We start from the raw sequence: 13,521 nt of genomic DNA on the forward strand, positions 1-13,521 counted from the left end.
TAAGTATCGAGATAACCGTTATTCTTGCGCCGGCGAAAGCTGGTTGAGCGTGATCGAGTCGGCGATGGACATGAATTCCATGGCTCCTAAGACGGCGTGGTCGAGCGTGCACAGCATGGTGATTGTGGCTTCGTTGGAGGCGACGGGCAGCAGGACTGTGCAGGCGAACCAGTCGCAGGTCGGGGTCGCGAACGTGTAGTGGAGCATGCCGATTTCCTGTGTTTCCTCGCCGTACGGGGCGGGGTGGGTTCCGATTTCGGCATTGCGCACCATCGGCAGGCTGCGTACGACGGTTTGGTAATAGTCGTTAAGGCGCTCGCTGAGTTTGTCGGGTTGCCAAGGATTTTCGCTTTTCGTTCCGGTGACGTATGTGTCGGTGCGTGCCTTGAACAAGCCATTCGGCGCGAGGTTCTGGATGAACTGGGCATTGTATGGGTCGTCGTCGGCGCCGGTCTGCTGCACCGCGTTTTCTGCGGTTTCGCCAGATTGCTGCGTGTCCCCGTTCCAACGTTCGTAGCTATCGGGAATCGTAAGCGTTACTGCTCCGTCGAAAACGCTCTCTTCTTTCATCTTTGCTCCTTACTTGAAAATGTTCATCCGTTCCGCAAAAGTTTCCCGTGTTAGTCGCCGAAGGTGGCGGGGTTGAGGGTGAAGCCTTGTGAGGCGTTGAATTGGCCGACTTGCTGGTTGGTGTGGCAGTTGCGTATGGTGATGGCCATATCCCACGCGCCGGTATGACGTTCCAGGTAGTACTTACCTCCGTAGGCGGCTGGTACCAGTGCAAAAATACCGAAGCTGGGGTCGGGGGTGAGGTGCTTGTCGGTCCATACGGTCATGGTTTTGCCGTCTTCGTTAATTTGGCATTTGTAGTCTTTTCCGCCTTTTTGGAAGTCGTTTTCTCCTTGTGTGATTCTGGCGTCGTAATCATTGATTCGTTTTTGTCGTTGTTTCTCGGTGGCGATGACGACGACGTCTCCGTTTTTTCTGGCATATGCATCGGTGAAATCGCCCGAGTCTTTAAATTGCTTGGCTGCTTTGCGAGATCCTCGTATGCCGTCGCTAAAGACGAAAGCATGGATGAATTGGGCGGGGTATACGATTTTTTCGGTCTTGGGCTGCGTTGGCTTGCTGGCTTGCTGCGTGTGGGCCCCGCATGCGGTGGCGAAGAGCATAATGAGGACGGCGAGCAGCAGTGTGGTTGCTGTCCGCAGGCTGGTTTTCTGTCGTAACTGAGATTGTGCCATTCGTAGGTTCTTTCAGAATGCGGGGATTAGGGGAGGAATTGGGATTGGGGCTGGAGACGGTTCCGGCGCGCGACCGGGTACCGGCTCGCGCGTAGGTTCCCGTTTCCAATCAGGCCAATGCAGCTCGGGTACTCTGATTGGGTCTCTGACCGGTTCGGGCTGACGAAAGGGGGGCCAATGGGAATCTCTCGTGGATTTAAGTGCTAGGTCGGTGGAAATAGAGCCTCCCTCTACGTGTTGGGAGACTCCAGTAGATATTTCAAGGGAATTTTCTGGTATGTTGTAGGCTCTTGAGTATTTTTGTGTTTTGCCATCATGTTCACGAGTCCAAGTTTGTGTGAAGCCACCTTTTAGATCGGGAATCGGTTGCCCTCCTTCCCAATCGCTGTACCCTTGGTCCTTCAGGTGCGGGTTATTGACGGGTTGTCCCTCGGCGCTCACAACAAGCCCCTCTGGGTCGAAAGAGATGAGGTCCCTCAGCTCGGTTCTTTCGCCCTTGATAACGGAATCCGGAATGGTGATTTTCAGCCCGCCCCGGTGTTGGCTTTCGGTCGATAGCGACAGGGTCATCACGAGTCCGGGCCCGAGACCGACTTCGAATTTTCCGTTTGCCGCGAGCTCAGGCTCCAGTTGGATGATGTTGGCACCCATGGTCTTCAGCACTTCGGCCATCACGTCAGGGTTTTTCGCTGCCTCAGCCTCGGTCAGCCCCTTGCCCTCAATATCCTTGTAAATTTTATCGAGCTTGTTATAAGAAGCGATGCTTGCGCTGAGACCGCCATTGATGTAGTTGATGTCGAGTGTTCCGCTTCCTGCCCCGTTGGACATGGTGTCTGCCAGTACGTTGAGTTGCTGCAGGAATCCTTCAAGGTCGCTCCGGGTGGCAACGAATTGCGACAATGCCTTGCTGGCGTCATCGTTGACCTTATCCCAGATCTGGTTGACCTGCTGAATGGACATATTGTTCATGTCGATGACGTCGCGTTCGTAACCTGATGCGAGTTCGGTGCCCACCTGTAGATTGGTTGTTTCTTGCTGGGAAAGTTCGCTGGCGATGTATCCGTTTTTGATTGGGTCCCAGAATCGTTCCCAGTCGTTTGTCGGTTCAGCTTCCTTGGCCCATTGGAGAAACTGCTGCTTGGTGTGATCCGTGAAATCTCTGAGTTCTTGCATCGTTGCCCTTTCGTTCGTTGCCTTGTCGGGGAGCTAGGCGTTAAATTGCTGGGCTGATAGCATGTCGTTGAATTCCATCAGTTTGCCGGCTTGTTCCAGAAAGTCCGCAGTGTTGCTGAACAAGGTTCGCATCGAGGCCGCAATCGCGGGGTATTCTTCCTCGGTCTGATGCAAGGCAGTCATCGAAGCGCCTTGCGCACCCTGCATATCAGTGGTTCCCATCACCTCGCCTGCACCGAATTCGTCGGTGCTGAGGTCCCTTATTTGCTTGATAAGTTTGTCAAGTTTCTTTTTATTGACATTTATTTCTGCCATATCATGCCCCATTCAAAGACCGGAATTGGTCATCGGAGTCCACTTGCGCGATGAAATCCTCGCAAGTCGTTTGCAATGTGCTTGATGTCTCTTCAAGCGTGCCGGTTTTTCCGCCGTAAAGTTGTTTTACGACGTTCGTAAAAGCGACCAAAGCGTCGTGTTGCGCCCCGGAAGGAATCGCTTCGGAAGTGACCTGATCGAGTAACGACAGATAGCTTTTCATGGCATCGTCGAGGGTGTTTCCGTAGCCCCGGCATGTGTTGCCGACTTCGTTGGTGTATTCGTCACTGATAATCAGATTCGGATCGCTGCTCATTACCATTCCCCCTTCTCCGTGCTTCTTCGTGGAGGCGCTCTTGTTGCTGTTCCCATTGTTCTTCGGCGACGACTCTATTGAGTTGTCGCTGCTGGTATTGGCGCTCTTCCGCGACGTTGTTCATGGCATTTCCGTAATCCCGTATCTGTTCTTCGGCCTCTTCGATTTGTATCTCGAGCCGGTGCAATGATTGCTTGAAGGCATCCACGGCGTTTGCGTGGTTTCCGTTGTTCATTTGGGCGTTCATCATGTCTAGGTAGCGTTGCACGGATCGGCTTTCCAGCATCGATTGCCCGAGGTTCTGTAACGCGAGTTGCCGGCTGGCATGTTGGCTTTCGAATTCCCTGAATTGATCGGCTACATGGGCATGAAGTTCCCTCAGGCCTGCAAGTCTGCGTTGCATTCTTGCCCGCTCGGCGCTGAGTTCGGCCCCCCTGCGGTCGAGGCCAGCGATTCTGCTGCGAATCGTATCGGAATATGGCATTGGTTCATCTCCATGTATAAACGACTCAATAATACTATAGAATAATGATAATTATCTTTTGTGATTAACATTGAATCCAACATGGCCCTAATGTGGATGTGCAACTGTGCTCATAAGAAATTGGCGCGATAGCGAGAATGGTCTGATGTGTTGATTCCGGTTTCCGGAAACGGGTATGCCGCAGCCTGAAGGTCTAGGGAATAGTTATGTAATTATTGACGCGTAAAAATCTACGTAGTATCTAGGTAATCGCTGAAGCTTGCGAGGTGTTACTGGTCTTCGCGCAATTCCTTGACGATGGCGCGGATGGCGCGTTCGATGTCGCTGATTTCGGCGGCTCGCAGTTCCTCGGTCTGCTCTTTTCCGCTCAGCAACTTCATCCCGCTGGAGACGAGTCCTTCAGTCACCGCGATACCGACTTGCGGATTTTGCGGGCTCAGCTGGCCCCAGGCCCTGACGATGGGGGCATTGATACGTTCGTGCAGACTCGGTTGTGTCGGTTCGAGCGGCTGGTCGTTCGGCGTCCGTTCGTTGTCGCCCTTGTTGTTACTGCTGTTATCGTCCTTATTATTGCCGTTGGCCCCGTTGCCAGCCTTCGGCCAAAGGCCTTTGTCGTCGCGATAGCTCTGCGCGTCGCTCAGCGGTATCTGCGTCATCCAATCGTGGCCCTGCAGAATGGACTGTTCGAGATTGATCTTGACCCACTGCACGATGATTTCCGCCGGATCGGTGACCCCGCCCAGGCCCTTTTCGAGCGCCTCGACCCACTGCGGCATGTGCCGCGCCATCAGTTGGCGGCGCAGGTCCTTCATATCCTTGACGTAACGATAGATTGAGTTGCGTGCGATGCCGGCACCTTTGCTGACATTGGCGGGGGTGAGTGCTTCGCCGCCTTGCTCGCGCATGATCTTTTCCGCCGAATCGAGCAGCGCGTTCATCGTGTGACGGCGATGTTCCTCAAGATTGGCCTCATTGATGCGTGGCATATCGTCCCTCTCGTGTTTCGCGGCACGGTTATCGGTTACTCGTATATACCATATTATCTGCACTGCCTGCCCATATTCCGTTCCTGCCCATTGTGTAGACTTCCGGAATTGTGCCGCGTGCGTTCTCGCCCATAATATGGGCCATTTCGTGGTTTATCGGCAACTGTGATAATTTTTATTGTTTCTGACTTTTACAATCCTTCGCCTTTTGCGGAAATTTTAATCTGACGGTCGCGCGGATTTGCGTGTCTTACGATTGTGGCGTATAGTCTCTGAAGTTTGCGACCAGCTGTCGCGAAAATATGCATTTATTGACGGTTTGCCTTATAAGGGCTTGATGCGTGTTGCCGTCACTACGAAAGATTACCGATGGTTCAACAACAAAACGGCCAAGTCGTCCAAGGGCACAAAGAAACGGATTCCGCTGTGAAGCCGCCGTGGAACGCACTGTGGGTTTTGGCGCTCGCGCTCGCGATGATCGTCCTCGACAGCTCCATCGTCAACGTTTCCATCCCGGTGATGATCCGCGAGATCGGCCTCAACCTGACTGACGCGCAGTGGGTCACCTCACTCTACAACATCATTTTGGCCGCCTTGCTGCTGCCGTTCGGCAAGCTCGGCGATCTCAAAGGCCGCAAGCTGACCCTGCAGGTAGGCGTGGTCGTTTTCGTCGCCGGTTCCGTTCTCGCCGCCTCCTCCAACGGTGCCACGCTGCTGTTGAGCGCCCGTGCGGTGCAGGCCGTCGGTGGGGCGTTGGCGATGCCGTCGACGCTTTCTATCGTTTCCGCTTCGTTCCGTGGCAAGAACCGCGCTATCGCGTTCGGTGTATGGGGTTCGGTGATGAGTGCGGCCGCGGCCATCGGTCCGTTCCTTGGAGGTCTCTTCACCCAGACCATCGGCTGGCGCTGGATCTTCCTGGTGAACCTGCCGATCGGCATCATCGTCTTCGTCTCCGCCATCTTCTTCGTGCCGAAGACAGGTGGCAAGGCCGGAGCCAAGGCACTGGGTGCTGCCGCGCAGAAGCTCGCCGCGGCAGACGCCGCCAACTTGGCTGCCAAGCCCGACGGCTTCGACCCGTTGGGCATCGTGCTTTCCGCGTTGGGTTCCGCGTTCCTGCTCTTCGGCCTGATCGAAGGCCAGACCTACGGCTGGCTCAAACCCAAGGGTGACTTCGGCATTTTCGGCTTCAAATGGGGCGCGAGCTGGCCGGTTTCGGTCATCCCGATTTGTATTGTGCTCGGCATCGTTTTCTTTGTGCTCTTCATTTACACCGAAAACAGCCGCGCCCGCCGCTCGCGTCCGGTGATGCTCGATTTGACGTTGTTCCGCATCCCGACCTTTGCCATGGGCAACATTGCCGCCGGAGCCATTCAGGCCGGCGAATTCGTCATCATGTTCGTCTTGCCGCTCTACCTTATTAATGTGCGCGGCCTCAATATGATTCCGACCGGCGCACTGCTGGCGACCATGGGTCTCGGTGCCATAGTCTCCGGCGGTCTCGCGCGCCCGGTCACCGCGAAAATCGGCGCCCCGCATACCGTGCAGTTCGGCCTGGTTATTGAGATTCTGAGCGTTGTCATCCTTATGGCGATGATGCGGCCGGGCCTGTCGGTGGCTTGGATGCTCGTGCCGTTCGTCATGTACGGTGTCGGTCTCGGTTTCGCCGCCGCCCAGCTCACCAGTCTCGTGCTTTCCGAAGTGCCCGTCGCCCAGTCGGGAGAAGGCTCCGCGACGCAATCGACCATCCGTCAGCTCGGTACCGGCATCGGTGCAGCACTGGCCGGCTTGGTGCTTTCCGTGATGGTCACCAATATTGCACCTGCCTCGCTTCAAAACGTGCGCGGCCTGCCTTCGCAGTTGGTTTCGGGCCTTACTACCTCGCTCGACGCTTCGGCAGGCTCGGCTATCGTCGGCATTCGTGCCCAAGGCGCCCACGGCAAGCTCGGCGCTCTCGGCCCGCAGGTGGTCGACGCAATGACCTCGGCCTTCACCCGCGCCAGCCAGTGGACACTGGTCGCCGCCATTGTCCTGCTAACTATCGGCCTCATCGCCTCGATCTGGGTCGCCCGCGCCGCCAAGCGTGATCAGGTCGAGTAGCCTTTGCACAATTACGGTTTCATTATTTTGTAATCGTCGGAAATCCGCCCTGCCAGAGATTTTGGCAGGGCTTTTTGTATTCGTAATCGGGCGTTCGTATTCATCTAACTTTGCCAAACCAGCCGTGCGCATTGCGCTGATTTTGAGTCATCATTGTCGTCTTCGTTCCAGTGATTGACCGATGGCGGCAAATAACGGCAAAGCCTGTCGGGGTTATCGTATTTCGATTATAATTATCGGAAGCGTAAATTACGCTCTTTATGATTTTGGCGAAGTGGCCGAGGTCGTGAACCGACGAATGAGGTGGTTTATGAGAGTGATACGAAATACTGATAACTATGGGCCCGAAAAGATACGTCGCAGAAAAGGGAAGCTGGTGGCGGTTGTTGCCGCGGCGGCCACATTGCTTTCGATGGTGCTGGTAAGTCCGTCGATGGCGATGGCAACGCCCGCGAACGAAGGCAAAGGTAAAAGCGCTTCAGCGAAAACCCTGTCATCGCAAGGTGTCAGCACGCGCGGAAGCGGTTCCACGTTCGTTTCGGCAGGCCCGTCCGCCGACGGCATGACCTATTATGTCGACAGCGCCAATGGCAATGACGCCAACGACGGCAAGAGTGCCGACCACGCATGGAAGAACCTCAGCAAGGTATCGGCGCAAACCTATGCGCCGGGCGACCACATCCTCCTGGAATCTGGCAGCACGTGGAACGGTCAGACGCTCATGCCCAAAGGCAATGGTGCGAGCGGTAAGCCCATCGTTATCGATCTTTATACTCGCAACGAAAGTGGTGCAGCCACCTATACCGCCGCGAAGCGGCCGGTGATCAACGGCAACGGGACCGAGAATGTTCTGGGCACCTTCAAGCGCTACATTTCCGGAGCCGTGCAGCTGACCAATCAGGAATACTGGTCTATCCGCAATCTCGAGGTGACCAATACGCCCGAACTGACCAATCCGAACGGCTACAAGAAGCCCGGAGACAAGCAGCGTGCGGGCATTCTGCTGCTGGGCTACGGTCTTAACCGCAACCTCAACGGTGTGACCGTGGAGAACGATTACGTGCACGACGTGCAATCCGAGTACTATCTCAAGGCGCAGCATGACGGGCTGCCGATGAAGCTCAAGCACGCTGGCGGCATCATCGCACTCGGCTACTGGGTCAACCCTGATGGCAATGCCGTCAACAGCGCCAACCGTGTGGCCGACACCGGTTTCAGCCATCTGACCATGCAGAACAACATTGTCCAACGTGTCGGTCTCGAAGGCCTGCGCACCAAGGCCGAAAGCGATACCGGTTCCTACCCGAAGCTCTTTACCGACGTGACGATCAAGAACAACTATCTTGAAGACGTCGCTGGCGATGCCATCGTGATGTCTGAGGTCGGCGACAACGGCCTGATTGAAGGCAACGTTGTCGTTCACGCCTGCGCGGCCGACTACGGTACGCAAAATTATGCGGCGCTGTGGGTGATGGCCAGCCATAATGTGCTCGCACAATACAACGAGGTCTACGGCAACAAATACGGCTACAACGACGGCGAGGCGTTCGACATCGATATGCAGTCGAGCAACGTGACTTACCAATACAATTACAGCCACGGCAACGGCGGCGGATTCATGCTGCTGATGAGCGACCAGGCCAATTCGACGGTGCGCTACAACATCTCGGCCAACGACGGCGGCGGCAACGCCGGCACGAATGCCGACGGACCGGGTGCAGGTGGTTATCCCTACACCTACAAGGAACAGAGCCTCTTCCATTACTGGATTCAGGATGACGGCGCCGCCATGCCCGACATCTACAACAATACGTTCTACGTCGGCGACGGCGTGACCACATCCCTGTTCGGCGAAGGCAATAGCAGCGACAACAGCGGCGTCATCGCTCATTTCAACAACAACGTGGTGGCCAAGGCAGGCACGGGTAAGGTCAAGTTCCTTTCGAACTATCCGCCGGACGGCAGCGCTCCCACGGAACATAGGTTGCACGACAACGCCGCATCCTATCTGAACCATAACCTCTTCTCGACTGACAGCATTGCCAGCGCGGCCAGCGGAACCACCAAGGCCGGTCTGCAGGCCGCGGGCAATGTTTTCGCCGACCCGAAGCTCGCCATCGAAACGACGGCCAATGGCGTAGGAGAGCTGGACGGCCAGATCAACTCGGTGCTCGACAACCCGGCAACCAGCCTGCCGTGGGGCAACCCGAAGGAGCGCTTGCGCCAGCGCGCGTCCCTGTTCAAGATCGCAGCTGACAGCCCCGCCGTGGCCAAAGGCCAAAAGCAGGAAGGTACGCCGAGCGAGGATCTCTTCGGCGACAGCACGCTCAACCGCGCCATCGACATCGGTGCCCACCAGGTCTCGGACCATGAGATCCGCACGGATTACACACCCCAGGCCGTCAATGTGACCACGCCGGCCGGAGTTTATCCGACGCTGCCGCAGTCCATCGATGTCACCGTCAAGGAAACGGTCGATGGCAGCACCACGCAGCGCACGGAAAGCCATGCGGTCAAGTGGGATTACATCAAGCAGGACGACTATAAGAACGCTGGTACCATTACGGTTTCCGGCGCGATTGACGGGATTACCGCCGTCAAAGCGAAGGCCACGGTGACGGTGACCGGAGAGCTGGGAGCCGGTGCCAATGTGCAACGTTCATTCACCGACACGGCCGATGCCACCGTGCAACGTGGCAGCGCAGACACTGCTATGGGAGCGCAAACCGGCAGTGGAACGGTGTCCAGCGACCCCAAGTCGCCGTTCGGTATGAATTATTCGAACAACCTGATCCTGCGATTGAAGAATTCCGCTTCGCCCAACTACAACCGGCGATTCTATGTCAAGTTCGATCCGTCCGCCTACGCGGGCAGGCCGGACGAGATCAAGAACGCGAAGCTGCGGGTGTACGTCAACCAGTTCAACATCAACAACAGTGCCGGCGCGACGCCGGATGAGCAGCTGCGCAACACCGCATTCCGTGTGGATGCCTACGCCACCGACACGAGCTGGGATGCGAACACCGTGACGTGGAACAACGGCCCCGGCAATGCCGACGTCACTGCGGCCAACCATCAGCCGTTGGGTTCCGGCGAAAATATCCCTACTTACGGCACGCTTAAGCCGGCGGGCAGCCGGGCGGTGACCAACGGCGAGATCATCGACAACCAATACGCGTTGGACATCGATGTGACGCAGTATCTGCGAGGCCTTGGCTCGATGAAGCCGGTGAGCTTCTTGGTGGATATACCCATGAGCAATACCGCCAACTTCAACCGCGACAACGCCGGGTTCGAGGCTTTCTCTACGCAGGGAGCACGGCAGGCGTTCATCGACCATGCGGTCGGGACGTTCAGGCTGCCTGCCTCCATGAGTGGTTTCACCATGACCGCCGACGCACTGGCGCCGAAGCTGCTCCTCTCCGACTCCTATATTTCCTCGGTCACTCCGGTCGAAGCCAGCATCAAACCCGGCCAGGTGCCGACGCTGCCGGACAAGGTGCACGTCGCCTATTCCGACGGCAGGAATATGGACGTGCCCGTGACATGGCCGACGTTTGATGCCGGTAGTTTCACCACCGACGGCGATTTCACGGTCAGCGCGGATGTGCCGCAGATTGGCAGGCCGGTGGCTGCGACGATTCATGTCAAGTCCGACGCCATCACCTCGCTCGACCCGCTGCCTACGCTCGACAAGCCGGTGGGGCTGAGCCGCGAACAGCTGGGCATGCCGGGTACCATCGTCGCGCATCTTGCCAGCGGCGGGCAGGTCACACTCACCATCCCCGGCTGGGACGATGACCCGAGCAACTACACCGACCAGAGCGCACCCGGAACCTATCATTTCCCGGGTTCGCTGATGCTGCCGCTTGGCGTCTCGAACCCCGAGGGCCTTAAGCCTCGGCAGGAGGTGCGCACGCATCCGATTCCGGCGAATATCAAGCTGGCGTTGCCAGCTGGTTCTTCCGGGCCGATTGTCGCCGGCAAGCAGGCTTCGGTGCGGATTGCGCTGAATGTGACCGGGAAAGCACCATATACTCAGGCCGATGATTGGACTAAGGCTGTGCACTGGTCGCTGACGCGTGTTGGCGTGGCTCCGGCTTCGGAATCGGTTTCGACGCAGGACGAGACGCCGTCGCCGGGCGAGCCGACCATCGACCAATCCGGGACGCTGACCATTCCCGCCAACGCCGAAACCGCCGAATATGAGGTAACGGCCACGAGCCAGCAGGTTCCGGGGTTGTCCGGTCTGCTTCGCATCAGCGTGCAATCGCTACGCGACTATGAGCAGTCACAGTCCGGCAGCGGGCAAACTCCCGTGCCGCCTTCCGGAGGTTCCGGTTCCGTATCGCGACTGCCCGGAGGGTCGTCGGTAATGGGCTCCGGTGCGGGCAAGGGCGTCGCAGGTACTAATGGTGCGAGCCTGAGCGAAACGGGAGCGGATGTCAGCGCCATGATTGCCGTTGTCGCGATGGCTGGCATTCTGTCCCTTGCGCTCGCGGCTGCGGTCACCTTGCGGCGCAGATTCGTTCGGTGATGCGCAAGATATTGCGCGAATAATACGGATAAAGTAGCTTGCGGCATCTTCCTATAGGTCGAGTCGAATGATTCGATTGCGGGAAGGTGCCGCAAGTTTTACATCCATCTTTTACCTCGGCTTTTTCCTTGTTACTCGAGCAAAGGTGTTTCGTCCGCTGGTGGCTTTCTATATTAGTTGAGTCCACGATGCCAAGAATTTTAAAGACATTTTATATAATAATCGTCGCAAAAATTTACGAAATTAGTATCCGGATATCAGATGAATTGTTCGGTTCTATGCTGCAGGCTGATTCCTGACGTTTCGCTTTGAGGTAACGGTGAGCGCGAACAATTCGCTGCCAGAACAACCGATAGTCATAATTGTATTACCTAACACTGTTCAGTTTCGTTGATATTGGGCGTATATAAGGCATTAACTAATAAAATGCAACAAATGTAATTGGAATCACTAATAAATGTCGTATGGCAATCATCACATTAAACGAGCTTGCACCCTGAATTTCCAGCCGATAGTCTGCTACGGAAAAGAAATTCCGGCCGTCGTGAAATCTCTGGCCGGTGTCGTGTCAATGGCGATTCGTTCGCGTTGCGCGACACCGGCTTTTTTATGTCTCGTGTAATGAATGGATCGGAAAGAGACGGCCAACCCAACCAATTTGTGAAGGAGTGCTATGTCAACGACTGCTATTGAAGCAACAGACGCTGCGTCCGAAACCATGCGCACGCGGCACCAAGGCCCGTCGAAGCGCGACGTCATGTTCGTCTTCATCGGCCTGATGGTCACCATGCTCATGTCCTCGCTGAGCCAGACCGTTCTCTCCACCGCCATGCCGACCATCGTCGGCGATCTCGGCGGCGTCGACCGTATGACCTGGGTCGTCACCGGCTACGCGCTGGCGATGACCGTCATGATGCCGGTCTACGGACGCATCAGCGATATCTTTGGCCGTAAACCTCTGCTACTGATCGCTATCGTGCTGTTCATGTCCGGCTCTATTGTCGGCGCGCTGGCCGGCAACATGAACCTGCTGGTCACCGCCCGTGTCATTCAGGGCCTTGGCGGCGGCGGTCTGATGATCCTCTCCCAGTCGGCCATCGCCGACGTCGTGCCTGCCCGCGAACGCGGCAAGTACATGGGCGTCATGGGCGCCGTCTTCGCCGTCTCCTCCGTGGCCGGCCCGCTGATCGGCGGCTGGCTCACCTCCGGCCCGGGCTGGCGTTGGGCCTTCTGGATGAACATCCCGCTGAGCATCTTGGCGCTCGCGGCTGTGACCGTTTTCCTGCACCTGCCCAAGCCGAGCAAGGAAAACCGTTCCCACATCGATTACTTCGGCATGGCGCTGATTGCCGCCATCACCGTCATCATCGTGCTGGTCTGCACCAACGCAAGCAAGCCCCACACCTGGAACTGGGCCGAAGTCATCGTGGCTCTCGCCGTGCTGATCGCCCTGTTCGTCTTCGTCGAACTCAAGGTCAAGGAACCGGTCATGCCTATGACCCTCTTCCGCAACTCCAACTTCGACGTTGCCACCATCGGCGCTCTGCTCATCGGCGTCGCCATGTTCGGCGTGCTGAGCTACCTGCCGACCTATATCCAGATGACCACCGGCGTCACCGCGACCCAGGCGGGTCTCTTGATGGTGCCGATGATGGCCTCCGTGCTCGTCACCTCGATCATCTCCGGCAACCTTGTCTCCAAGACCGGCAAATACAAGATCTACCCGATCGTCGGCACCACCATCATGGCCGTCGGCCTCGCGCTGACCTCCACCCTGAAGGCCGATTCGCCGGTCTGGCTGCTCTGCGTCTACACGATGGTCTTCGGCATCGGCCTGGGCCTGGGCCAGCAGATCCTGACACTTATCGTCCAGGATGCGTTCCCCACCTCGATCGTCGGCACCGCCACCGCTTCGTTCAACTACTTCAAGCAGGTCGGTGCCACCATTGGCTCGGCCGTCGTCGGCAGCATCTTCACCTCGCGTCTGACCGGTTTCGTGCACGACAATCTGGCCGCCGTGATGTCGCAGATGGCTTCCAGCGGTGCGGTGATGGGCCACAGGGGTACGGCCGCGATGAACGGTGCCATGCATCTGAGCGCCAGCAGCCTCACCCCGAGCGGCGTCAACGCACTGCCCGGCATGCTGCGCACCCCGATCATCGACGCCTACAACAGCGCCCTGCTGCCCATCTTCCTGTGGATGGTGCCGTTCATGATCCTCGCCGTGATCGTCTTCTTCTTCGTGCGTCAAAAGGAACTCTCCACCACGCTCGAGCACTGAGTGCGGTGAGTTGTTCGGGCCGGTTGGCTGTCTAACGTAACTGTCTGCGTCTCGAACTTCCTGAAATCCAGCCCTGCCAAAGTTTTTG

10 protein-coding genes are annotated in these 13,521 nt (G+C 57.0%); 3 read left to right on the forward strand and 7 right to left on the reverse strand.

What is annotated here, in order from left to right; all coding sequences use genetic code 11:
* Positions 1-18 precede the first annotated feature (18 nt).
* From OZX72_RS00715 to OZX72_RS00745, 7 genes are all read right to left on the reverse strand, one after another.
* Positions 19-570, reverse strand: a complete 552-nt coding sequence (locus OZX72_RS00715; protein WP_277158559.1) for a hypothetical protein — start codon at positions 568-570, stop codon at positions 19-21.
* Positions 571-620: 50 nt separating this feature from the next.
* The gene (locus OZX72_RS00720) at positions 621-1,244 is read right to left on the reverse strand and encodes a hypothetical protein (RefSeq protein ID WP_277158560.1); all 624 of its coding nucleotides are present in this window, start codon (positions 1,242-1,244) and stop codon (positions 621-623) included.
* Positions 1,245-1,256: 12 nt separating this feature from the next.
* Positions 1,257-2,417: a hypothetical protein gene (locus tag OZX72_RS00725; protein WP_277158561.1), complete on the reverse strand. Its 1,161-nt coding sequence runs from the start codon at positions 2,415-2,417 to the stop codon at positions 1,257-1,259.
* Between the two features lie 33 nt (positions 2,418-2,450).
* The gene (locus tag OZX72_RS00730) at positions 2,451-2,732 is read right to left on the reverse strand and encodes a hypothetical protein (RefSeq protein ID WP_277158562.1); all 282 of its coding nucleotides are present in this window, start codon (positions 2,730-2,732) and stop codon (positions 2,451-2,453) included.
* Between the two features lies 1 nt (position 2,733).
* On the reverse strand, positions 2,734-3,048 hold the full coding sequence (locus tag OZX72_RS00735) for a hypothetical protein (protein WP_277158563.1): 315 nt from the start codon (positions 3,046-3,048) through the stop codon (positions 2,734-2,736).
* Positions 3,017-3,532: a hypothetical protein gene (locus OZX72_RS00740; protein WP_277158564.1), complete on the reverse strand. Its 516-nt coding sequence runs from the start codon at positions 3,530-3,532 to the stop codon at positions 3,017-3,019. Before OZX72_RS00740 ends, OZX72_RS00735 begins: the two co-directional genes overlap by 32 nt.
* Positions 3,533-3,801: 269 nt before the next feature.
* The gene (locus OZX72_RS00745; RefSeq protein WP_277158565.1) at positions 3,802-4,518 is read right to left on the reverse strand and encodes a TetR/AcrR family transcriptional regulator; all 717 of its coding nucleotides are present in this window, start codon (positions 4,516-4,518) and stop codon (positions 3,802-3,804) included.
* Between the two features lie 369 nt (positions 4,519-4,887).
* Here OZX72_RS00745 and OZX72_RS00750 point away from each other — a divergent pair, with 369 nt between their 5' ends.
* From OZX72_RS00750 to OZX72_RS00760, 3 genes are all read left to right on the forward strand, one after another.
* A complete protein-coding gene (locus OZX72_RS00750) occupies positions 4,888-6,615 on the forward strand; it encodes an MFS transporter (protein ID WP_277158566.1) in 1,728 nt (575 codons plus the stop codon).
* Positions 6,616-6,925: 310 nt separating this feature from the next.
* Positions 6,926-11,152, forward strand: a complete 4,227-nt coding sequence (locus tag OZX72_RS00755) for an Ig-like domain-containing protein (protein ID WP_277158567.1) — start codon at positions 6,926-6,928, stop codon at positions 11,150-11,152.
* Between the two features lie 673 nt (positions 11,153-11,825).
* Positions 11,826-13,433 carry an MDR family MFS transporter gene (locus OZX72_RS00760; protein ID WP_277158568.1) on the forward strand — a complete coding sequence of 536 codons (1,608 nt, stop codon included), beginning with the start codon at positions 11,826-11,828 and terminating at the stop codon, positions 13,431-13,433.
* Positions 13,434-13,521: the final 88 nt, after the last annotated feature.

The organism is Bifidobacterium sp. ESL0769 (genome assembly GCF_029395495.1).
In the GTDB taxonomy this organism is placed as follows: domain Bacteria; phylum Actinomycetota; class Actinomycetes; order Actinomycetales; family Bifidobacteriaceae; genus Bifidobacterium.

Coding starts and splice junctions, on each gene's coding strand:
- OZX72_RS00715 (WP_277158559.1), bottom strand. CDS start 570: ATGAAAGAAGAGAGCGTTTTCGACGGAGCAGTAACGCTTACGATTCCC.
- OZX72_RS00730 (WP_277158562.1), bottom strand. CDS start 2,732: ATGGCAGAAATAAATGTCAATAAAAAGAAACTTGACAAACTTATCAAG.
- OZX72_RS00725 (WP_277158561.1), bottom strand. CDS start 2,417: ATGCAAGAACTCAGAGATTTCACGGATCACACCAAGCAGCAGTTTCTC.
- OZX72_RS00745 (WP_277158565.1), bottom strand. CDS start 4,518: ATGCCACGCATCAATGAGGCCAATCTTGAGGAACATCGCCGTCACACG.
- OZX72_RS00760 (WP_277158568.1), top strand. CDS start 11,826: ATGTCAACGACTGCTATTGAAGCAACAGACGCTGCGTCCGAAACCATG.
- OZX72_RS00755 (WP_277158567.1), top strand. CDS start 6,926: ATGAGAGTGATACGAAATACTGATAACTATGGGCCCGAAAAGATACGT.
- OZX72_RS00735 (WP_277158563.1), bottom strand. CDS start 3,048: ATGAGCAGCGATCCGAATCTGATTATCAGTGACGAATACACCAACGAA.
- OZX72_RS00740 (WP_277158564.1), bottom strand. CDS start 3,532: ATGCCATATTCCGATACGATTCGCAGCAGAATCGCTGGCCTCGACCGC.
- OZX72_RS00720 (WP_277158560.1), bottom strand. CDS start 1,244: ATGGCACAATCTCAGTTACGACAGAAAACCAGCCTGCGGACAGCAACC.
- OZX72_RS00750 (WP_277158566.1), top strand. CDS start 4,888: ATGGTTCAACAACAAAACGGCCAAGTCGTCCAAGGGCACAAAGAAACG.